The organism is Embleya sp. NBC_00896 (assembly GCF_045207785.1).
Taxonomy (GTDB): domain Bacteria; phylum Actinomycetota; class Actinomycetes; order Streptomycetales; family Streptomycetaceae; genus Embleya.
Genome location: NZ_CP108776.1, coordinates 779030 through 798998 on the forward strand (window position 1 = coordinate 779030; position 19969 = coordinate 798998).

The following is a 19969-nucleotide window of genomic DNA, read 5'->3' on the forward strand; positions in this document are numbered from 1 at the left end:
CGGTTTCCATGATCTCCGAGGACTCCCTGGCCACGGTCCAGCGCTCGATGGGCGACCCGGCGGTGACGTATCCGCTGTGGCCGCCGCTGGTGCGGGGGTGTCCGGCGACGAGTACGGCCGAGATCGCCTACCCGGTCGAACTGGACTACGACTACGACCGGGTCAAGCCCGAACTGTTCGAAGCGACCGGGTCGCGCGGCGGGTTGGAGCGCTGGGCCCCGTTGCTGCCGCCGTTGCTCGCCCCCGGGTTGGGCGAGGGGAACACGCCGCTGATCGAGTTCGGCGAGGGCGTGTACATCAAGGACGAGTCGCGCAATCCGACCTGGAGCCACAAGGACCGGATCAACCGCTGCACGGTGTCCGCGGCCGTCGGGATCGGCGCGCCGGGCGTGGTCGTGTCGTCCTCGGGCAACCACGGCGCGTCGGCCGCGGCGTTCGCGGCCCGGGCCGGGCTGCCGTGCGTGGTGCTCGCGTCGGCGGGGGCGCCGCCGGCGGTCGACTCGTTCCTGCACGCGTACGGCGCGACGGTGCTGACCGTGCCCGCGCCGGCGCGGTGGGAGCTGATGCGCGAGATCGTGGACCGGCTCGGGTTCCATCCGCTCGGCAACCTCACCGACACCCACACGGGGCACGCGTTCGGGCCCGAGGGCTACAAGACGATCGCGTACGAGATCCACGCCGAACTCGGGGTGCCGGCCGCGGTGTTCGTGCCGACGGGATACGGCGAGCTGTTGTTCGGCGTGTGGAAGGGCTTCCGGGAACTGCGCCGCCTGGGCGTGACCGATCGCACGCCGCGGATGTTCGCGTGCGAACCGGCCGCCGGCGGGCCGCTGGCCGCGGCGCTGCGGATGGGCGTACCGGCCGCGCATGTCCCGGTCGGGGCGACCACGGCGTACGCGATCGACTGCCCCGTCGGCGGTTACCGCGGCGTGGTCGCCATCCGCGAGAGCGGCGGCCGGGCCCTCCTGGTCACCGACGCCGACATGGCCGCGGCGCGCGCGGAGCTGGCCGACCAGGGCCTGTGGACGGAAACCTCGGCCGCCGCGGCCCTGGCCGGCCTCCGCATCCACGGCCCGATCGACGGCCCGACCGTCTGCATCACCACCTCGAGCGGCTTCAAGGACCAGGACGTCGCCGCCCACCGACCCCCAACCCCCATCGACCCGACCTGGCCGGCCATCCGAAAGCACCTGAAAGCCGCGGGAATCAACCCCTGACCCCCAACCCCACGACCAACCCCACGACCAAGCCCACGACCAAGGCACCGACCAAACCGACCCGGCCCTCGACCAAGCCCGTACGGCGTTCGAGCCCGTGGCGAAAGAACTTCCGCAGACCCTGAAACGCTCCGGGAATCACGACCCACATACCGGTGACAGGAAATGGCGTCGGAACGGGGAGTGGCTTTGGATGGGTCGGGAGTCGAAGGGGTTGCCGGGATCGGTAGGGATCCGGCGCTCTTGGAGGCGTTCTATCGCAGACACATCGACGCGGTGGGGCTGTTCGTGGCCCGGCGCGTCGGGGATCCGCACAGCGCCGCCGATCTGACCGCCGAGGTGTTCCTGGCGGCGATGGGGTCGGCGGCGGGCTATCGGGGTGGCCCCGGTGGTGAGCGGGCCTGGTTGTACGGGGTCGCGCGCAATGTGGTCGCGAGCGAGCGGCGGCGGTCCGCGCGGGCCGCGGACGCGTCGCGGCGGATCGCCGGGCGTCGGCTGCTGGACGCCGACGACATCGAGCGGCTGGAGGAGCGGATCGACGCCGAGGCCGCCGCACGACGGACGTATCAGGCGGTCGAGCGGTTGTCCGAGGCCGACCGGGCGGTGTTCGAGCTGGTCGGTGTCGACGGCCTGGAAGTCGCCGAGGCCGCCGCGGCGTTGGGGATCCGACCGGTGTCGGCCCGGGTGCGGCTGCATCGGGCGCGGCGGCGACTGGCGAAGGAACTGGGCTCGCCGACGGCGGAGCCGCATCGAGCGACCCGGAAATCAGCAGCGGCACCGGCTCTGACGCAGACACGGACACAGGCACAGGCGGAGGCGAAGGCATGACCGACTTCGAGGAACGACTGCTGGAAGAGCTGAAGGTGCTGGCCGCCCGGGGTGAAGTGCCGGCGGTGGCCGAGCAGCCCGTGCGGACCGCGATGCCGCGCGGTCGCAAGGTCGTGTACGGCCTGGCCGCGTCGGCGGTGCTCGCGGCCGGGCTCGGGGTCGGGCTGCCGATCGCCATTGGCGGAAACAGCGCCGAGGCACGGCCGTTCGAGGTGAAGAAGCAGCCCGACGGGGGCGTGCTCTTCAAGATCAACGAGTTCCGGAACCCCAAGGGGCTCGAACAGCGGCTGCGTGACCTGGGCGTGCGGGCCGTCGTCGACTATGTGCCCTGGGGCAAGAAGTGCGCCGAGCCGCGGTTCACCGAGCACGAACTCCCCGATGACGATCTCGGCGCGATCTACCACTGGCTCAAGTTTCCGGAGGGCAAGCTGACCGACGAGGAACTGGAAACCGTGCAGGAGAGTTGGACGGAGATCCGCCCGGAGCTGATGCCGGCGAACACGACCCTCGTGGTCACCGCGACGCTCTACAAGGTCGACGCGAAAGACCTGCCGGACCCGGGATATCACCAGGCCGGCCCTCGTATACACAACACGGACCAGAGCGGCAGCACCGGTTCCTACGCGCTGGCCGACGGCCCGATCGGGCCCTGCGTCCTGGTCGACGACGAACGGCTGAAGGGCGTGCCCGGACGTGACGACGGGCCCGCCGCCGGCGCACCGGGCGCCGCAACGCCCGCACCGACGGCCTCTACGTCGTAGGGCCGATCCAAGACCGGCGGGAACGGCCACACTCCGGCCCGTCGCCGCCCCCGCCGGGGGCAAACTCCCTTGCGGGCGGCGCGGGTCGGTGGGCGGTCAGGTCACCGACACCCGGTCCCCCGTTCGCAGCACCGAGAAGACGTGGTCGACCGTGGACTGCTTCTCGCCGACCGGGGCGACGTAGTCGATGGCGGAACGGGCCGCGGCCGCACCAAGCGTGCGGGCGATGGTCCAAGCCCCCAGATACGTCGACGCCATGCAGCCGCCGGCCGTCGCGATGTTGCCCCGGGCGTGGAAGGGGGCGTCCAACACCTCGACGCCCGCCGCCTCGACCCAGGGGCGCGACGTCGCGTCCGTGCACGCCGGCAGGTCGGTCAGCAGGCCGAGCCGGGCCAGGACCAGGGCGCCGGAGCACTGCGAGCCGATGATCTGCCGGGCCGGGTCGAGCGGCAGCGCGGCGAGCAGCGTGTCGTCGGCGACGACGTCGCGGGTCTTGATGCCGCTGCCGATCAGGACGACGTCGGCCTCCGGGACGAAGTCGAGCGGCCGTTGGCCGGTGACCTCGACGCCGTTCATGGAGGTCACCGTCGGGGTGGGCGTGGTGATGTACGCCGCCAGACCGTCCTTGCGGCAGCGGTTGATGATCGCCGCCGCGATGAAGCTGTCGAGTTCGTTGAAGCCGTCGAACGTAACCACGGCAACCTGCGTCATGGGTCGAGCCCCCCTCCGGGTCGCTGCGTCGAGACCAATACCGGCAGGCTACGCCTCGGCCTGCGCACCCCGGATCGAGGCCCGGATCGAGGCCCGGATCCGGGGCCGGGCGGGTCGCCTCCCGCCCGGCCCCCGGCCGGTTCGTCACACACGGCGCAACCCAACGCCGCGCGGCACGGCACGGCACGGCACGGCACAGCCCCGTCGACTACACCGTCCCCATCCGCCTGGTCACCGCGATCTCGATCACCACGCGCTCCGGGTTCGCGCGCGGCTGCTTGTAGCGCTCCTCGTAGCGGCGGACCGCGTCGGCGACGGCCTCCGGGTCGCCGTTGACCGTGGCGACGCCTTCGAGGGTGGACCAGCGCGCGCCGGCCACCTGGGACACCGCGACGCGGGCGCCGGAGCCCGCGTCGCGGACGTTGCGGGCCTTCTTGCTGGCGCCGTGCGTGATGATCCGCACGATCCCGGCCTCGTCGTCGTACGTCGCGCCGACGGGGACCAGGTGCGGGGTGCCGTCGGGGCGGTGGGTGACGAGCAGACACAGGTGTCGTTCCCGCCAGAAGGCGAGGAAGTCCGGGGTGGTGCTCGGCGGGACGTGCAGTGTCATCGAACGTTCTTTCGCACTGGACCGGTGGAAGCGGACGGGAGCGGACGGGAGCGGACGGAGCCGTTCCGGTCCGCCGGTCAGCAGTATGACCGCCCGCCGGACGGACGAACCGTCAACGCCCCGAACCCGACGTCAGTCCTCCCGGTAGACCTCCGTCATCGCCTGCGCCTCGGCGTACGACGGGACGGCGCTCGGCGCCGCCTCCGACTCGCCCTGCGCGATCGCCCACGCGAGGTCGACCGCGCTCTGCACGGCGACCCGGAACAACAGCGAGCCCACGCTGATCCGGCGCACGCCCAACTCGCCTAGCCGATCGCGGGACAGCCCGGTCGCGCTGTAGAGGATGTTGAGCGGCGCATCGGTCTCGGCCACCACCGCCCGGATCGCGGCCTCGTCCTGCAGGCCCGGGACGAACACGCCGTCGGCGCCGGCCGACCGGTACGCCGCGATCCGCCGCATCGTCTCGTCGAGCGAGGCCGCCGCGCCGCCCACCCAATAGGTGTCCGTACGCGCGTTCACGAACAGCGTCGGCGCGGCCTCCTTGAGCGCGGCGACCAGCTCGACCTGCCGCCCGAGATCGGTCAACGTGCCGTCGGCCCGCCCGTCCTCGATGTTGATCCCCGCCACCCCGGCGCGCACCAGCTCGACACCCACCGCCGCGACGTCCTCCGGGCGTTCGCCGAAGCCGCCCTCGATGTCGACGCTGACCGGAACGGGCAACCGGGCGATGCCGGCTCCGAGCCGCACCGTCTCCTCGCGCGTGCCGCCGACCCCATCCGGCTTGCCCGCCGCGACCGCGACGCCCAGGCTCGTCGTCGCGATCGCCGGGAAGCCGCGTTCGACCAACGCGGCGGCCGTGGCGTGGTCCCACGCGTTGGGCAGGAAGAGCGGGGCCGCCGCCTGGTGCAACGCCCGGAACTCCTCGAAGCGCGCGCGCTGGGCACGATCGACGGAAGGAGTCGTGCTGCTCGGGGGAATCGTGCTGCTCATCGGCGTGGACCTCCGGATCGGCGACGGACTGCTGATCTTGGTACCCGCTCATCATGCCGCCGTCCATGCCGTCGCGGCGCCGCCGCGTCCGCCGACTTTTCCGCGCGCACCGCTCGCTTGTGCGAACCGCGAACGGTCTCATACGCTCCGAACGCCGGCCTCGGTCGGCACCACTCAACTCCATAGCCGACACACCAGGGGAAGCCGGTCCGAATCCGGCGCTGACCCGCAACCGTGGACGGTGGCCCAGCCACCGTGAGCCGGAACACCTGGGTGAAGGCATTCAAGGCTTCCAGCTGTCGTGGACTGCACGCCGAAGCCCGGACCACGGATCCGCACGCCACCCCCACCCGCGGCCGACGATCTGAAGACCCGTAGGTCACCGGCTCGTTCGCGCAGGCACGAGGGTGATCGCGGCGCTCCGTCGCCGGGACTCTCCAGCAGTCCCGGAAGGGTCCCCCTGATGTCCTGGCTCACCGTCGGAAACACCTGCGCCGCCGCGGTCTGCGGCGCGGTGCTCATCGCAGCCGCGCCCGCCCTCGCGGGTCCGTCCGCCGCGGCCCCCACGAACCCGTACGCGGAACAGGCCACCGCCGCCGCCTCGTGGCAGGCCCACGAACTCGTCGACGGCGGCATACCCGGCTTCGCCGGCTCCGACTGGGGCCTGACGATCGACACCGTGTTCGCGCTCGCCGCGACCGGCGCGAATCCGGCCGCGCTCAATGCCTCGACCGACGCCGTGGCCGCGAACGTCCGCAAGTACAACGGCGCGGGCGACGAATATCCGGACGTATGGATCGCCGGCGCCACCGCCAAGATCCTGGTCGGCGCCGTCGCGGCGGGCCGGGACCCCAAGGCGTTCGGCGGCTTCGACCTGCGGCGGAAGACGCTCGACCTGGTCGCCGGACCGGAGGCGGGCAGCGCCGCGGGTCGGGTCCGGGACAAGATCCCGAACGAGCCCGGCTGGCTCGACAACAGCAACGCGTTCGGCCAGTCCCTCGCGGTCATCGGCCTGGCCCGTTCGGGCGGAGTACCGCAGCCCGTCGTCGACTTCCTGCTCAAGCAGCAGTGCGCGGTCGGCGGCTTCCGGCTGTCCCCGGACGCGTTCGGCAGTGCCGGCGCGACGTGCGACGAGACCCCGAACCAGACACTCGACCCGGACTCGACCGGCATGGCCGTCCAGGCGCTGCTCGCCGCCGACGCCGAGAGCAAGTCGCCCGGTGCGCGGGCCGCCGCCGACAAGGGCGCCGCGTGGCTGGTGTCCATCCAGCGCGCCGACGGCTCGTTCGGCGGCTCGGGCCCCACCGTCGAGTCGAACACCAACAGCACCGGCCTGGCCGGCCAGGCGCTGGCCGCCATCGGGCACAAGGCCGAGGCCGCGAAGGCCGCCGCGTGGGTCGCCAAGCACCAGATCACCCGGGCCAACGCGGGCAAGGCGGACGCCGAGATCGGCACGATCGCGTACAACGAGGCGGCCCTGACCTCGGCCCGGACCGAGGGCATCCCGGACTTCCAGCGCGACCAGTGGCGCCGGGCCACCCCGCAGGCCCTGCTCACCCTCGCCGACGTGGCCCTCGGCGACCTCGGCCGCAAGCCGGTCGAGCCCGAACCGAGCACGACCGTTTCCGCGTCGCCCACCGCGACCGCCACACCCACCACGACCACGTCGGCCACCGCCACACCCACCACGTCGCTCACCCAGACCGCCAGTGCGTCCGTGACCACGTCCGCCACCGCGTCCGCCACCGCTTCCGCGAGCACGTCCACCACCGCGGCCGGCACCGTCGGCGGCGCGGCGGGCGGCTCGGTCTCCGGCGGCGGCTCGCACAGCGGCACCACCGGCACCGGCGGCCTGGCCAAGACCGGCGCCCGGATCGGCGGTCTGCTGCTGCTCTCGCTCGGCCTGGTCGGCACCGGCATCGCCGTCCGCGCCGGCGCCCGCCGCAAGAACGGGACCCACACGTGAGGGGCACCGGGCGGATCACCCGCCTCGTCGCGGCGTTCGCGATCCTGATCGTGCCCGCGGCCGCCCAGGTCACCGCGACCGCCCCCGCGGCCTACGCCGTGGACACCGCCAAGGGCACTCCCGGGTTCTGCCCGACCGCCAACGGCGTGACCGTGATCGTCGACTTCCAGGAGCTCGGCGGCACCACCATCGTCCGCTGCGCGCCCGGCGATCAGGCCACCGGGCACGCCGCGCTCAAGAACGCCGGCATCAACATCGCCGGCACCAGCCGGTGGGGCGAGGCGTTCATCTGCCGGATCGAGGGCAAGCCGGGGCCCAACTCCGAGCCGTGCATCGACACGCCGCCGGCAAAGGCCTACTGGTCGTACTGGCACGCGCCGAACAACGGCTCGTGGACGTACAGCCAGTGGGGTGTGATGAACCGCAAGCCCCCGCTCGGCAGCTTCGAGGGCTGGTCGTTCTCGAAGGACAAGACCGAGACCACCAACCCGCCGCCGCGCGTGGCCCCGCTGCGACCGGCCGCCCCGCCGGTGCACACTCCCGACCCGCCGAAGGCGAACGACCCGCAGCCGGACCAGAACACCTCCCGCGGCGCGCAGGGCACCACGGGAAGCGCGAACGGCGGTGCCACCACCGGAGGAACCAACAGCGGGGGAACAAGCAGCGGGGGGACCACCACCGGCAGCGGCACCACCGGCGGTACGACCGCCGCCGGCGGCTCCACCGGCGACACCTCCGCGAACGCCGACCCACTCGCCCCCGGCCCCGGCGTGTCCGGCAACCCGATGGAATCCCAGCCGGCCGAACCCCCGCCCGCCGCACCGGCCGAAACCGCCGCGGGCCCCGCCCCCGACCCGGCCGCCGCCGGCCCCACCGCGGCCGGCCGGCCCTCCGGCGTCACGCCGCAGGGTCAAACCTGGACCGGTGGCGAGGAGTTGGCCAACGCCGAGAACCGGTCCGGCGTCCCGATCACCACGATCGGCGGGGTCTGCCTGCTCGTCGCGTTCGCCGCGGCCGCCGGCTTCACCGCGTGGCGTCGCCGAAGCACGGACGGGACGACCTGACCGTGCCCGCCATGAGCGACCTGTCGGCCGCCGTCGCGTCCCGTCGCGGCGGCGGCCGGCTGCCCCGCACGGTGCATCCGGGCGCCTGGTGGCTGTGGGCACTGGGCCTGGCCACCGCGGCGAGTTGTACGACCAATCCACTCCTGCTCGCGCTCGTCCTGGCGGTCGCCGGGTACGTCGTCGTCAACCGGCGCGGCGACGCGCCGTGGGCGTTGGCGTTCCGGATGTACCTGATGCTCGGCCTGTTCATCATCACCATGCGCGTGCTGTTCCGGATCGTCTTCGGCGCGGGCGCCTCCGGCGGTCACCTGGTCCTGGACCTGCCGGAGATCCCGCTGCCCGAATGGGCGGCGGGAATCCACCTGTTCGGCCCGGTCACCCTGGAGCACGTGCTCGGCGGTTTCTACGACGGCCTGCGGCTGGCCACGATGATCGTCTGCCTGGGCGCGGCCAACGCGCTCGCGAGCCCCAAGCGCATGCTCAAGGCCGTCCCGGCGGCGCTGTACGAGGTGGGCGCGGCCGTCGTGGTCGCGCTGTCCGTCGCGCCGCAGTTGATCGAGAGCGTGCAGCGGGTCCGCCGCGCCCGTCGGCTGCGCGGCGGCGCGCAGAAGGGCATGCGCGCGCTGCGCTCGATCGCGATCCCCGTGCTCCAGGACGCGCTCGACCGCTCACTGGCCCTCGCGGCCGCGATGGACTCGCGCGGCTACGGCCGCAATCGCCATCTCCCGCGCGGGATCAGGATCCTGACCGGCGTGCTCACCCTCGTCGGCCTGATCGGGGTCTGCGTGGGCGTGTACGCGCTGCTCGACGGCAGCGCGCCGCGGCTGCTCGGCGCGACCATGCTCCCGGGCGGAATCGCCTGCGCGACCGTCGGGTTCGTGCTGACCGGGCGGCGGATCAATCGCAGCGTGTACCTGCCGGACCGCTGGCGGCTCGCCGAGTTCGCGGTCGCCGGCTGCGGGATCGCCGCGGGCGCGCTGGTGTATCTGACCAGCCGGATCGACGCGGGCAACCTCTACCCCTCGCTCAGCCCGCTCGCGTGGCCCGAGCTGTCGCTGCTGCCCACCGTGGGCCTGTTGATCGGCGCGCTGCCCGCGTGGCTCGCGCCGCCGCCCCCGCCCACCACCCCGCGCACCGGAGTCACCATGCCCGCGACCGAGCCCGCCCGTACCGAGGAGCTCGTCCGGTGATCGAATTCCGCGACGTCACCATCACCTACGCGGACGCACCGGCCGCCGCCCTGCGCGATGTTGAACTGCACATCCCGGAGGGCGAGTTGTGCCTGGTCGTCGGCCACACCGGGGCGGGCAAGTCCACCCTGCTCGGCGCGATCAACGGCCTGGTCCCGCACTTCACCGGCGGCACGCTGCGCGGCAGCGTCCTGGTCGACGGCATCGACACCCGTACCCGGCCGCCGCGCGAGTTCGCGCACCTGGTCGGCGTGGTCGGGCAGGACCCGCTCGCGGGTTTCGTCACCGATACCGTCGAGGAGGAACTCGCCTACGGCATGGAGCAGTTGGCCATCCCCTCGGCCGTCATGCGCAAGCGCGTCGAGGAGACCCTCGACCTGCTCGGCATCGCCGAACTGCGGCACCGACCGCTGCGCACGCTCTCCGGCGGACAGCAGCAACGCGTGGCGATCGGCAGCGTGTTGACCGCGCACCCCCGGGTCCTGGTGCTCGACGAGCCGACCTCCGCGCTGGACCCGACCGCCGCGGAGGACGTCCTGGCCGCGATCACCCGCCTCGTGCACGACCTGGGCATCACCGCGGTCGTCGCCGAGCACCGGATGGAACGTGTCGTGCAGTACGCCGACCGGCTCGTCCACCTGCCCGGCGACCGCACCGTCCGCGACGGCCTTCCCGCCGAGATCCTCCGGACCTGCGACATCGCGCCGCCGGTGGTCGAACTGGCCCGCTACGCCGGGTGGTCGCCGCTGCCGCTGTCGGTGCGCGACGCCCGCCGACTGGCCGGACCGCTGCGCGAGCGACTGCGCCCGCTTGCCCCGGAACGCCGCGAACCGGCGGCCGGGGAGACTCTGCTGACGGCCCGTCGGGTGATCGTGCGGTACGGCGACGTGATCGCGGTCCGCGGCCTGGACCTGGACCTGACGGCCGGTCGGGTGGTCGCGCTGATGGGCCGCAACGGGTCCGGCAAGTCCTCGCTGCTCTGGGCGTTGCAGGGCTCGGGGCCGCGCCAGGGCGGGACGGTCCGGGTCGCCGGCGCCGATCCGGCCGCGCTGACGCCGGCCAAGGCCCGAGCGCTGGTCGGCCTGGTCCCGCAGACCCCCGGCGACCTGCTCTACCTGGAGACCGTGGCCGCCGAGTGCGCCCAGGCCGACCTGGAGTCCGGCGCGGCCCCAGGCGCCTGCCGGGCCCTGCTGGATCGGATCGCGCCCGGCATCGACGGCGCGGCGCACCCGCGCGACGTTTCCGAGGGGCAGCGGCTCGCGCTGGTGCTCGCGGTACAGCTCGTCGCCGCGCCCGACGTGGTGCTGCTGGACGAACCGACCCGCGGGCTCGACTACCACGCGAAGCGGCGGTTCGCCGAGGTCGTGCGCGAACTCGCGGACGGTGGGCGGGCGTTGGTGCTGGCCACGCACGACGTCGAGTTCGTCGCGCGGGTCGCGGACCGGGTCGTGGTGATGGCCGAGGGCGACATCGTCGCCGACGGGCCGACCGCCGAGGTCGTGGTGTCCTCCCCCGCGTTCGCGCCGCAGACCGCCAAGATCCTGGCCCCCGAGCCGTGGCTGACCGTCGCCGAGGTGTCCTCGGCGCTCGCGGAACCCGTCCCGGAGGCGGCGATATGAGCACGACCCCCGGCCTGATGCCGGCCGTCGACCCCGACCACCTCCCGCGCCGCAACGCGGTCCGGATCACCCCGCGGACCGCCGTCGTGCTCACGCTCGCGTCGATCGCGGGTCTGGCGATGTTCCTGTGGCCGCTGTTCGGCTCGCCCAGCCCGGAATCGGCCGCGCACTCCGGCGACGCGCCGCTGATCTTCGCGGTCACGCTGCCGTTCCTGGTGGCGATCGTGCTCGCCGAGATGACCAGTGGCGGGCTCGACGCCAAGGCGCTGGCGATGCTCGGTGTGCTGTCCGCGATCAACGCCGCGCTGCGCCCGTTGGGCGCGGGGACGGCGGGCATCGAGACGGTGTTCTTCATGCTCGTGCTCGCCGGGCGCGTGTTCGGACCCGGCTTCGGCTTCGTGCTGGGATGCACGTCGTTGTTCGCGTCGGCGCTGCTCACGGCCGGGGTCGGGCCGTGGCTGCCGTTCCAGATGCTCGCGTCGGCGTGGGTGGGACTCGGCGCGGGGCTGCTGCCGCGGAGTCCTCGCGGGCGGCGCGAGATCGCGATGCTCGCGGCGTACGGCGTGTTCTCGGCGTACGCGTTCGGGTTCCTGATGAACATGTGGTTCTGGCCGTTCCTGGCCGACCCGACCGGCGAGCCGGGGATGGCGTTCGTGCCGGGCGGGTCGATCGTGGAGAACCTGCACCACTTCTTCGTGTTCAGCGTGGTCACCTCCACGTTCGGCTGGGACACCGGGCGGGCGATCACCAACTGCACGGCGATCCTGCTGGTCGGCCCCGCCGTACTGGCCGCCCTTCGGCGGGCCGCGAGGAAGACGGCGTTCGAGGCGCCGGTGGTGTTCGAGGCGGGGGCGGGCGCGGGCGGCCTGCGGCCCGCTGTCCTCAAACGCCGGACTGGCTGAGTGGCCTCAAGCGCCGGCCGGGCTTGATTCGTCCTCAAACGCCGGACGGGCTGATTAGGCCTCACACGCCAGACGGGCCCGATTCGGCCTCGAACGCCGGACGGGCTGATTTCGGCCTCGAACGCCGGCCGGGCTGATTTCGGCCTCGAACGCCGGCCGGGCTTGGGCCTGAGGCCGGCGTTGGAGGGCCAACCGGTCGCGGGGTGGATCTTGGGCTGCGGTAGCGTCCCCGCGAGAAGGTTGGAGGCCCGATGCTGCTGCACGAGATCCTGGTCGACGCGGCTCGGGAGGTACCCGAGCGCACCGCGCTGATCGTGCCGGGACACGCGTCCTGGACGTTCGCCGAGCTGGCCGCGCACGCCCGCGCGCTCGCCGCGACCGTCGCCGCGCGGACCTCGCCGGGCGCCCGGGTCGGGATCCTCGCGTTCAACCGGGCCGAGTACGTCGCCGCGTACTACGGCGTGCCGTGGGCCGGGCGCGTGCTGGTCCCGCTCAACCCGCGCCTGCATCCGCGCGAGTGGGCCGATCAGCTGGCCCGATCCGGCGCGGAACTGCTGTTCGGCGACGCCGACCTGCTCGACCGCCTCGGCCGGCCCGAGGTGCCCACGCTCGACCTCGACACGGTCGCGTCGATGCCCGCTCGCGCCTTCGCGCCCGCCGCCGACGAGAGCGCCCTGACCTGGTTGCTGTTCACGTCGGGCACCACCGGGCGGCCCAAGGGCGTCCGGCTCACCCATCGCAGCCTGACCGCGGCGATGCGCGCGTCGCTCGCGTGCCGGCCGGTGGGCGCCGACACGGTGGTGCTGACCCCGTTCCCGCTCGCGCACGTGGCCGGCTACCAGGTGGGCGCGCACCACCTGGCCCGCCGGCCGGTGGTCGTCCTGCGCCGCTACGAGCCGGCCGAACTGGCGGCCGTCGTTCGCGAGTTCGAGGTCACCAACCTGTCCCTGGCGCCGACCATGATCGACGCGCTGCTCGACCACGTGCGCGAGGGCGACGGGCTGCGCGAGCGGATCCGCTCGATCAGCTACGGGGCCTCCCCCATCACGCCCGACCTGATCCGCCGGGTCGACGAGCTGCTCGGCTGCGGCCTCGATCAGGGCTACGGGATGACCGAGCTGTCCGGCAACGCGGTGTTCCTGGCCGCCGCCGACCACCGGCCCGAGCTGTACGCCGCCGCCGGCCGGCCCGGTCCCGGCGTCGAGATCCGGATCGTCGACGACGCCGGGCGCCCCGTCCCGACCGGCGACACCGGCGAGATCTCGGTGCGCTCCGAGCAGGTCGCCGACGGCTACTGGCAGCTGGACACCGGCGAGTTCGCGGACGGCTGGTTCCGCACCGGCGACCTGGGCCGGCTCGACGCCGACGGCTACGTGTACGTCCTGGACCGCAAGAAGGACGTGATCATCACGGGCGGCGAGAACGTCAGCGCCCGCGAGGTCGAGGCGGTGCTGCGCGAGCACCCGGACGTCCGCGACGTCGCCGTGGTCGGCGAGCCCGACACCCGGTGGGGCGAACGGGTGGTCGCGGTCGTCGTCGCGGCGCCGGGGGCGTCCGTCGCCCCGGACGCGCTCGTCACCCTGTGCCGCTCGCGGTTGGCCGGCTTCAAGGTCCCCCGGCGGGTGCTGTTCACCGACGCGCTGCCGGTGACCGGGACCGGCAAGATCAGCAAGCCCGCCCTGCGCGAACAGGTCGCCGAGGGCTCCCTGCGCGCCTGAACCGCGTCGGCCGGCCACCGCCGGGGCGGCCCTTCGGTCCCGGAATGGCCGGAGGACGCCCGCAGCGGGTGTGGAGCCGGTGGCGCGGCCCTCGACGCGCCACCGACAGGTGTGCCGAGCGGCAGGCCCCGACCCGGGAGACCGGTAGGCGGAAGACTCGGAATGGACGGCCTCAGAAGTCGAACAACGGCGCCTTCGCGAAGCGCAGCGCGCACCGGTTGCCGTAGGTCTCGGTGAAGTCGACCAGCCGGACGCCGCCCCACCAGTAGCCCTCGGCCACGGCGGTGACCGGCTCGTACTGCATCGTGCACGCGCCCGAGGTCCCCGGAACGTTCGCCGGGTCGCCGTCGGCGGCGTCGAGCACGCCGCACGCCCCGTCCGGATCCGGATGGGTGCCGCCGTTGGCGTCGCACCACAGCTCGACCCGGCCCAGCGCGTCACCGTCGGTGTCCTCGCCCTGGTACACCGTCAGGTACAGGTGCCCGTACGCCGGCGGCGTGGCCGACGCGGGCGCCACGCCGCCGAGCATGGTCGCCGCCGCCAACACCGCGCACCCGAATCCGTAACCGAACCGGGCCGGCACTTTCCCGCTCATCGCCTCGCCTTCCGCGGCGGCGCCCGGACCACCCAACGGCCGTCCATCGGGACCCCACCTACGGGGTGGTATCGGCCACGAACGGCCCGACCTTGAGCCGAGCGGGCCGGCCGGCCACGCGGCCGTGTGCGCGAGCGTCCACGCGGCCGTCCCCACGACCGCCCGCCCGCGACCCGAACTCCCTTGCCGCGCCTACTCGTCGCCCGCGGTTTCGACCGGCCGGATCTCGTACGCGCAGTGCGGCGCGCCCGCGACCATGTGGCTGACCCGGACGATCTCGGTGTCCGGCAGGGCCTCGCGCAGGAAGGCCAGCTCCGACGAGCAGGCCGTGCCGCAGCGCACGGCGACGTCGAAGATCGCGCAGTTCTGTTCGACGATCAGCCAGCCACCGCCGTCGGCGAGCGGCTCGGCACCCGCGAGGTAGCCGTCCTCGTCGAGGATCGCGGCAATCGCGGCGACCCGGCTCGCGAGGTCCGGCTCGGTCATCCGGGTTCGGGCGCGTTCCAGGCGGCGTTCGCGGCGACGGTCGAACAGGCGGTCCACGAAGCCCGGATCCTCCGCCTGCGCGGTCTCCAGGAGGTCGCCGACCAGATCGCCGTAGCGCCGCGGGAACAGGTTCTCGCCGGCCGCGGTCAGCCGATAGACGTGCTTGGGCCGGCCCGGGCCGAGCCGGGCCTGACGGTGGGTGACGTAGCCCTCGGCGACGAGGCCGGCCAGTTGTTGGCGCATGCCGCTCGCGGTCATCCCGATCGCGTCGGCCAGTTCCTCCGCGCGCAGTTCACCCGCGCCCTTGAGGTGCCGCAATATCTCGCGCCGAGTCTCGGGCAACAGTGCGAACGCGTCCTGCTCGGTCACCCGCCTGCCCCTCTCGTCGGCCCCGAGTGCGTGCTCGTACACATGGTCGACAACGTCGGACAGGGCCGCACGGGGAACACCCGCGCGACCCTGTGCCGAAGGCCGAACCTCAGGCGCCCTTGGCGGCCGCGAGGCGGGTGGCGACGTCGTCCCAGTTGAAGACGTTCCAGACGGCCTTGAAGAAGTCCGCCTTGACGTTCTTGTACTGGAGGTAGAAGGCGTGCTCCCAGGCGTCGATCGCGAGCAGCGGGACGGTGCCCTGGGGGATGTTGCCCTGGTGGTCGTAGACCTGGGTGACCACGATGCGCTGCGAGAGCGGCTCCCACGCGGCGACGGACCAGCCCGAGCCCTGCACGGTCATGGCGGTCTGCGTCATGTGCGCGCGGAACTGCTCGAAGCCACCGAAGTCCACACCGATCTGCTCGGCGAGGTCACCGGCGGGCTCGCCGTTGCCGGTCGGGCCCAGGTTCGTCCAGAACAGGCTGTGCAGCACGTGGCCCGAGACGTGGAAGGCCAGGTCCTTCTCCAGCTTGGAGATGGTGCCGTAGGCCTCCTTGTCGCGTGCCTCCGCGATCTGCTCCAGGGCGGTGTTGGCCCCGGTCACGTACGCCGCGTGGTGCTTGTCGTGGTGCAGCTCCATGATGGCGCCACTGATGTGCGGCTCCAGGGCGGCATAGTCGTACGAGAGGTCGGGAAGCGTGTAGACCTTGTCGGCCACGGGAGTTCCTCCTGGAAAAGTGGATGCGGTGACGGGCTCGACCCTATGCTTCTCGCAGGATCGTGGGCAAGTTAGGCAAGACTTAACTTGTCTAATCGGAGGCCTCTGCCGCAAGGAGTTTGACGATGCATCAGCATGCCGCCCAGACCTTGGACGAAGCGTTCGAGCGTCTCCATCGCACCGGTTCCGAGTTCGACGACGGGTTGTCCAATCACGGACCGATGGCCGTCGAGTCGCTCGTGCACGCGGGTCAGTGGGAAGCCGTGCCCGCTTGGCTCGACCTTTACACCCCCCGGCTGGATCCGGCGGTCCGGCCGACCGAGCGGATCGCCCGCGACGCGTGGCGTGACGCGCTCGGCGATCGGGCCCGCGACGGCGACTGGATCGCGCTGTTCACCGACGAGATCGCCGAACAGTCGTGGCGCGACGTGCTCGCGCTGTGGTGGCCGCGCCTGCTTCCGGGCATGCCCGGCGGCGCGACACACGGCGTGATCCGGGTCGGGCACGCGGTCCGCGCGTTGCTCGAAGCGGGCGAGAGCCCGATCCGACTCGCCGAGTTCGCGCACGCCATGGCCTACTTCGCGTCCAGCAACCAGCCACTGCCCGAACTGCCGCGGCTCGCGGGGGGCCGCTCGCCGTTCGAGGCGCTGGACGCCGTGCCGCCGCTCCCGATCGGCGAGAAGGACCACATCAGCAGGCGCCTGACGTTCCTGGCCGAATGGGACGAGTGGTTGACCCCCACCCTGTCGGTGGGCCCGGTCGGCACGCCCGAGGAGGCCGAGGCGCTGCTCACCGACACCGTGCACGCGGCCATCCGGCTCTACCTGCGCCGGGGACACGGCAGCGGCGTCATGAACGTGCACGGCGTGACCGCGCCCTCGGCGGTCCTGCGCGTGCTGCCCGCGCTCCCGCGCGAGCTGTGGATCCCGTCGTTCACGGCCGCGTGGGCCACCAGCAGCGCGGTCTTCGCGGTGTACATGGGCCGCGAGGACGCCGGCGAGGCACCCGCCCCCGCGAGCGACGCGAGCAACGCGATGGAGCGCGCGCTCGCGCACGGCGACGAGCACGCGATCAAGCTCGCGGACACCGCGGCGGACGTCTACGCCCGCTCCGGTGACACACGGGCCCTGTCCGCCGCCGCGCTCTCGCTCGAGCTGATCGCACCGTTCAAGGGCTGACCCCACCCGCCGCACGGGCGCAACCGAGACCGCACCCCAGGCGTGGGCCGGCGATCCCGCCGCGACACGCCCTCATTCGAGGGAGGTTCCCCCACTTGGACCATCGGGTTCCGTTCGCTGGTCCCGCACGTACACCCCGTACGTACGAAACCCCCGCACGTACACCCGTACGGGCGCCGACAAACGGAGACCCCCGTCATGCGCGTCACCCGAATCCTGGCCACCGTGGCCACCGGCACCCTGCTCGCCCTCGCGGCGGTCACGCCCGCGCTCGCGGACGCCCGCGAGGACATCCTGACGAGCGAGACCGGTCAGGTCGGCCGGGTCGACGAGGACGACATCCTCAACGAACTGCGCCCGGCGATCATCGGTGTCCACCAGGGCATCTCCGCCTCGTTCGTGGCGGTCCCGCCACCGAACGTGCAGGCCCCGCAGATGCCGAACCTCCGGGAGAACCCGTCTTGATCCCTGCGAACGACCGCCGCCCGGCGGCCCGATGGTGAGCGTGCGACCGGTCACCCCGGCCGGCCTGGTGACCGAGATCGTCGACACGATCGTGCGCCGCGCGGGCGATCGTCCGTGGACGCGGGTCGCGATCGACGGCGCGGACGCCGCCGAACCCGGCGCCGTTGCCGACGCGCTCGTCGCGCCGCTGCGCCTGCTGGGGCGGCCCGTCCTGCGCGTGCGGGCGGGCGACTTCCTGCGCCCCGCGTCGGTGCGCCTGGAGTACGGCCGCACCGACGCGGAGTCCTACCTCTGGGGCTGGCTGGACGACGCCGGGCTGCGCCGCGAGGTCCTGGAGCCGCTCGGCACCGGCGGCACCGGCCGGGTCCTGCCGAGCCTGTGGGACGCCGCCCGCGACCGGGCCACCCGCGCCGACTACACGACGCTGGAGCCCGGCGGCGTCCTGGTCCTGGACGGGCCACTGCTGCTCGGCAAGGGCCTGCCCCTGGACCTGACGGTGCACCTGTGGCTGTCCCCGGGGGCACTGAAGCGGCGGACGCCGGCCGCGGCCGCGTGGACGCTCGAAGCGCTCGAACGCTACGCGGACGAGATCGCGCCGGCGACCGAGGCCGACGTGTGCGTGCGCTACGACCATCCCGCGCATCCGGCCGTGGTCGAGCGCGAACACCCTTGACCCGCCCACCGGGTCGTGCGCGCCAGGCGGCCCCGGGTCCGCGGTCCGGCGCTCAACCGGCGACCGGGGCGGTTCGTTCGGTCTCCCGGGGCCGCTCGCTCGGGGCGCCCTTCGGGCTCTGGGCTGTTCGCACACCGGGAGCTTCGGAAGTGTTGCTCGCCACCAAGCGCGACCGGGTCACGGTGCGGCGTTCGAGGAGGTGGGCGAGCACGGCCAGGCCCAGGGCGGCGAGGGCGAGGGCGGTGCCGACCCAGTTTGCCGACGCGTAGCCGTGGCCCGCGTCGATGACGAGGCCGCCGAACCACGCGGCGATCGCGTTGCCGAGGTTGAACGCGCCGATGTTGACGGCCGCCGCGAGCGTGGGGGCACCGGCGGCGTTGTCCATCACCCGCTTCTGCAGCGACGGCACGGTCGCGAAGCCGAGCGCGCCGATCAGGAAGAGGGTCACCACGGACGCGACCCGGTTGTGCGCGGTGACCGTGAACAGCGCGAGCACGCCCGCGAGCGCGGTCAGCGAGCCGAACAGCAGCGGCATGCTCCACCGGTCGGCGAGCCTTCCGCCGATCGTGTTGCCGACCATCATCCCCAGGCCGACCACCACGAGCAGCCAGGTCACCGCGCCCTCGGAGAAGCCGGCGACGTCGGTCATCATCGGCTTGACGTAGGTGAGCGCGGCGAAGACGCCGCCGAAGCCGAGCACCGTCATGCCCATCGCGAGCAGTACCTGGACGTTGCGGAACACCGCCAGTTCGTGGCGCAGTTCGACCCCCTCGGGCTTGGGCTGTTCGGGGACCAGCTTGGCGATGCCCACCATGCCGAGCACGCCCAGCGCGGCGACCAGGACGAAGGTGAGCCGCCAGCTCACCGACTGGCCGACCAGGGTGCCCAGCGGCACGCCGACCACGTTGGCCAGGGTCAGGCCGGTGAACATGGTCGCGATCGCGGCGGCCTTCTTCTCCGGTGCGACCAGGTCGGCGGCGACCACCGAGCCGATCCCGAAGAACGCGCCGTGCGTGAACGACGCGATCACCCGTCCGAGCAGCACGAGCCCGAACATCGGGGCCACCGCGGTGAGCGCGTTGCCGATGATGAACAGGCCCATCAGCAGGATCAGCATGCGTTTGCGCGACACCCGCGTCCCGAGCACGGTCATCAGCGGGGCGCCCAGGAGCACGCCGATCGCGTAGCCGCTGACCAGGACACCGGCGGTGGTGATCGAGACGTCGAAGGTGCCGGCGACCTCGGGCAGCAGGCCAAGGATCACGAACTCGGTGGTGCCGATCCCGAAGGCCCCGATCGCGAGTGCCAGGAGTGCGAGAGGCACGGGAAACCCCTTCCAGGGGAGAGCGCGGAACGAGTGCCAGGCGTGCTTGCTCGCACGCCTTACAAGCGTCGACAATATTTGCAGACGCCGATCAATGCAAACGCGGGCTATTTCGTTCCGGGGGTATCCTGAGCGCATGGGACAACAGAGGCAGACCATCGAGCCGCCGCTCGCGCGGGGATGGTGCGCGCTCGCGGCGCTGCACAACCGGATCGAGGCGCACATCGAACGCGCGCTCCAGGCCGAACACGACCTGAGCGTGCGCGAGTTCTCGGTGCTCGACGTCCTCGACCGGCAGGACGGCTATCACCTGCGGATGAACGAGGTCTCCGACGCGGTGGTGCTCAGCCAGAGCGCGACCACGCGCCTGGTCACCCGGCTGGAGGAGCGGGGGCTGCTGTCCCGCTACCTGTGCGACACCGACCGCCGCGGGATCTACACCGAGGTGACGGCGGCCGGTTGCGAGCTCCTGAAACTCGCGCGCCCCACGAACGACGCGGCGCTGCGCGAGGCGCTCGACGACGCGGAACAGCGACCCGAGCTGGCGCCCCTGGTCGGCGCGGTCAAGTCGCTGGGAGCCTGACG

Annotated in this window: 20 protein-coding genes and 1 riboswitch; of the genes, 13 read left to right on the forward strand and 7 right to left on the reverse strand. The window is 72.9% G+C overall.

The genetic code is table 11. The annotated features are described in order from the left end of the window. Positions 1-8 precede the first annotated feature (8 nt). From OG928_RS03660 to OG928_RS03670, 3 genes are all read left to right on the forward strand, one after another. On the forward strand, positions 9-1217 hold the full coding sequence (locus tag OG928_RS03660) for a pyridoxal-phosphate dependent enzyme (protein ID WP_406279098.1): 1209 nt from the start codon (positions 9-11) through the stop codon (positions 1215-1217). Positions 1218-1382: 165 nt separating this feature from the next. Further along, on the forward strand, positions 1383-2045 hold the full coding sequence (locus tag OG928_RS03665; RefSeq protein ID WP_406279101.1) for an RNA polymerase sigma factor: 663 nt from the start codon (positions 1383-1385) through the stop codon (positions 2043-2045). Then, positions 2042-2806, forward strand: coding sequence for a hypothetical protein (locus OG928_RS03670; RefSeq protein WP_406279104.1), 765 nt, complete (start codon positions 2042-2044; stop codon positions 2804-2806). Before OG928_RS03665 ends, OG928_RS03670 begins: the two co-directional genes overlap by 4 nt. A 96-nt stretch (positions 2807-2902) precedes the next feature. On the opposite strand, the gene OG928_RS03675 is transcribed toward OG928_RS03670, so the two are convergent. The 3 genes from OG928_RS03675 to OG928_RS03685 all read right to left on the reverse strand — a co-directional run bounded on the left by OG928_RS03675 (position 2903) and on the right by OG928_RS03685 (position 5117). Next, positions 2903-3517 (reverse strand): DJ-1/PfpI family protein, encoded by a 615-nt coding sequence (locus OG928_RS03675; protein WP_406279107.1) that lies wholly within the window; start codon positions 3515-3517, stop codon positions 2903-2905. A gap of 208 nt (positions 3518-3725) precedes the next feature. After that, on the reverse strand, positions 3726-4127 hold the full coding sequence (locus OG928_RS03680; protein WP_406279110.1) for a TIGR03618 family F420-dependent PPOX class oxidoreductase: 402 nt from the start codon (positions 4125-4127) through the stop codon (positions 3726-3728). Between the two features lie 132 nt (positions 4128-4259). Continuing rightward, on the reverse strand, positions 4260-5117 hold the full coding sequence (locus OG928_RS03685; protein ID WP_406279113.1) for an isocitrate lyase/phosphoenolpyruvate mutase family protein: 858 nt from the start codon (positions 5115-5117) through the stop codon (positions 4260-4262). A 198-nt stretch (positions 5118-5315) separates the two neighbouring features. Beyond that, a riboswitch (cobalamin riboswitch) is annotated at positions 5316-5387 on the forward strand. A 193-nt stretch (positions 5388-5580) separates the two neighbouring features. Between OG928_RS03685 and OG928_RS03690 the strand changes: the two genes are divergently transcribed. The 6 genes from OG928_RS03690 to OG928_RS03715 all read left to right on the forward strand — a co-directional run bounded on the left by OG928_RS03690 (position 5581) and on the right by OG928_RS03715 (position 13576). Continuing rightward, the gene (locus OG928_RS03690; protein ID WP_406279116.1) at positions 5581-7083 is read left to right on the forward strand and encodes a prenyltransferase/squalene oxidase repeat-containing protein; all 1503 of its coding nucleotides are present in this window, start codon (positions 5581-5583) and stop codon (positions 7081-7083) included. After that, complete coding sequence (locus OG928_RS03695) at positions 7080-8147, forward strand: hypothetical protein (RefSeq protein WP_406279119.1); 1068 nt, start codon at positions 7080-7082, stop codon at positions 8145-8147. The genes OG928_RS03690 and OG928_RS03695 overlap by 4 nt, the downstream gene beginning before the upstream one ends. 11 nt (positions 8148-8158) lie before the next feature. Further along, on the forward strand, positions 8159-9337 hold the full coding sequence (locus OG928_RS03700) for a CbiQ family ECF transporter T component (protein ID WP_406279122.1): 1179 nt from the start codon (positions 8159-8161) through the stop codon (positions 9335-9337). Then, complete coding sequence (locus OG928_RS03705) at positions 9334-10956, forward strand: ABC transporter ATP-binding protein (protein WP_406279125.1); 1623 nt, start codon at positions 9334-9336, stop codon at positions 10954-10956. Before OG928_RS03700 ends, OG928_RS03705 begins: the two co-directional genes overlap by 4 nt. Further along, positions 10953-11858 carry an ECF transporter S component gene (locus OG928_RS03710; protein WP_406279128.1) on the forward strand — a complete coding sequence of 302 codons (906 nt, stop codon included), beginning with the start codon at positions 10953-10955 and terminating at the stop codon, positions 11856-11858. Before OG928_RS03705 ends, OG928_RS03710 begins: the two co-directional genes overlap by 4 nt. A 251-nt stretch (positions 11859-12109) precedes the next feature. Beyond that, complete coding sequence (locus OG928_RS03715) at positions 12110-13576, forward strand: class I adenylate-forming enzyme family protein (protein ID WP_406279131.1); 1467 nt, start codon at positions 12110-12112, stop codon at positions 13574-13576. Between the two features lie 172 nt (positions 13577-13748). On the opposite strand, the gene OG928_RS03720 is transcribed toward OG928_RS03715, so the two are convergent. The 3 genes from OG928_RS03720 to OG928_RS03730 all read right to left on the reverse strand — a co-directional run bounded on the left by OG928_RS03720 (position 13749) and on the right by OG928_RS03730 (position 15744). Then, positions 13749-14171, reverse strand: coding sequence for an SSI family serine proteinase inhibitor (locus tag OG928_RS03720; RefSeq protein WP_406279134.1), 423 nt, complete (start codon positions 14169-14171; stop codon positions 13749-13751). 192 nt (positions 14172-14363) lie between these two features. Then, the gene (locus OG928_RS03725) at positions 14364-15026 is read right to left on the reverse strand and encodes a helix-turn-helix transcriptional regulator (protein WP_406279137.1); all 663 of its coding nucleotides are present in this window, start codon (positions 15024-15026) and stop codon (positions 14364-14366) included. 109 nt (positions 15027-15135) lie between these two features. Further along, a complete protein-coding gene (locus OG928_RS03730; RefSeq protein ID WP_406279140.1) occupies positions 15136-15744 on the reverse strand; it encodes a superoxide dismutase in 609 nt (202 codons plus the stop codon). Between the two features lie 125 nt (positions 15745-15869). Between OG928_RS03730 and OG928_RS03735 the strand changes: the two genes are divergently transcribed. The 3 genes from OG928_RS03735 to OG928_RS03745 all read left to right on the forward strand — a co-directional run bounded on the left by OG928_RS03735 (position 15870) and on the right by OG928_RS03745 (position 18060). After that, positions 15870-16922, forward strand: coding sequence for a questin oxidase family protein (locus OG928_RS03735; protein ID WP_406279143.1), 1053 nt, complete (start codon positions 15870-15872; stop codon positions 16920-16922). A gap of 198 nt (positions 16923-17120) precedes the next feature. Then, positions 17121-17387: a hypothetical protein gene (locus OG928_RS03740; RefSeq protein WP_406279146.1), complete on the forward strand. Its 267-nt coding sequence runs from the start codon at positions 17121-17123 to the stop codon at positions 17385-17387. Between the two features lie 31 nt (positions 17388-17418). Next, positions 17419-18060, forward strand: a complete 642-nt coding sequence (locus OG928_RS03745; protein WP_406279149.1) for a uridine kinase — start codon at positions 17419-17421, stop codon at positions 18058-18060. A gap of 52 nt (positions 18061-18112) precedes the next feature. Here OG928_RS03745 and OG928_RS03750 read toward each other — a convergent pair whose 3' ends face one another. Next, positions 18113-19384 carry an MFS transporter gene (locus OG928_RS03750; protein WP_406279152.1) on the reverse strand — a complete coding sequence of 424 codons (1272 nt, stop codon included), beginning with the start codon at positions 19382-19384 and terminating at the stop codon, positions 18113-18115. A gap of 136 nt (positions 19385-19520) precedes the next feature. Between OG928_RS03750 and OG928_RS03755 the strand changes: the two genes are divergently transcribed. Then, positions 19521-19967 (forward strand): MarR family winged helix-turn-helix transcriptional regulator, encoded by a 447-nt coding sequence (locus OG928_RS03755; RefSeq protein ID WP_406279155.1) that lies wholly within the window; start codon positions 19521-19523, stop codon positions 19965-19967. Positions 19968-19969 lie beyond the last annotated feature (2 nt).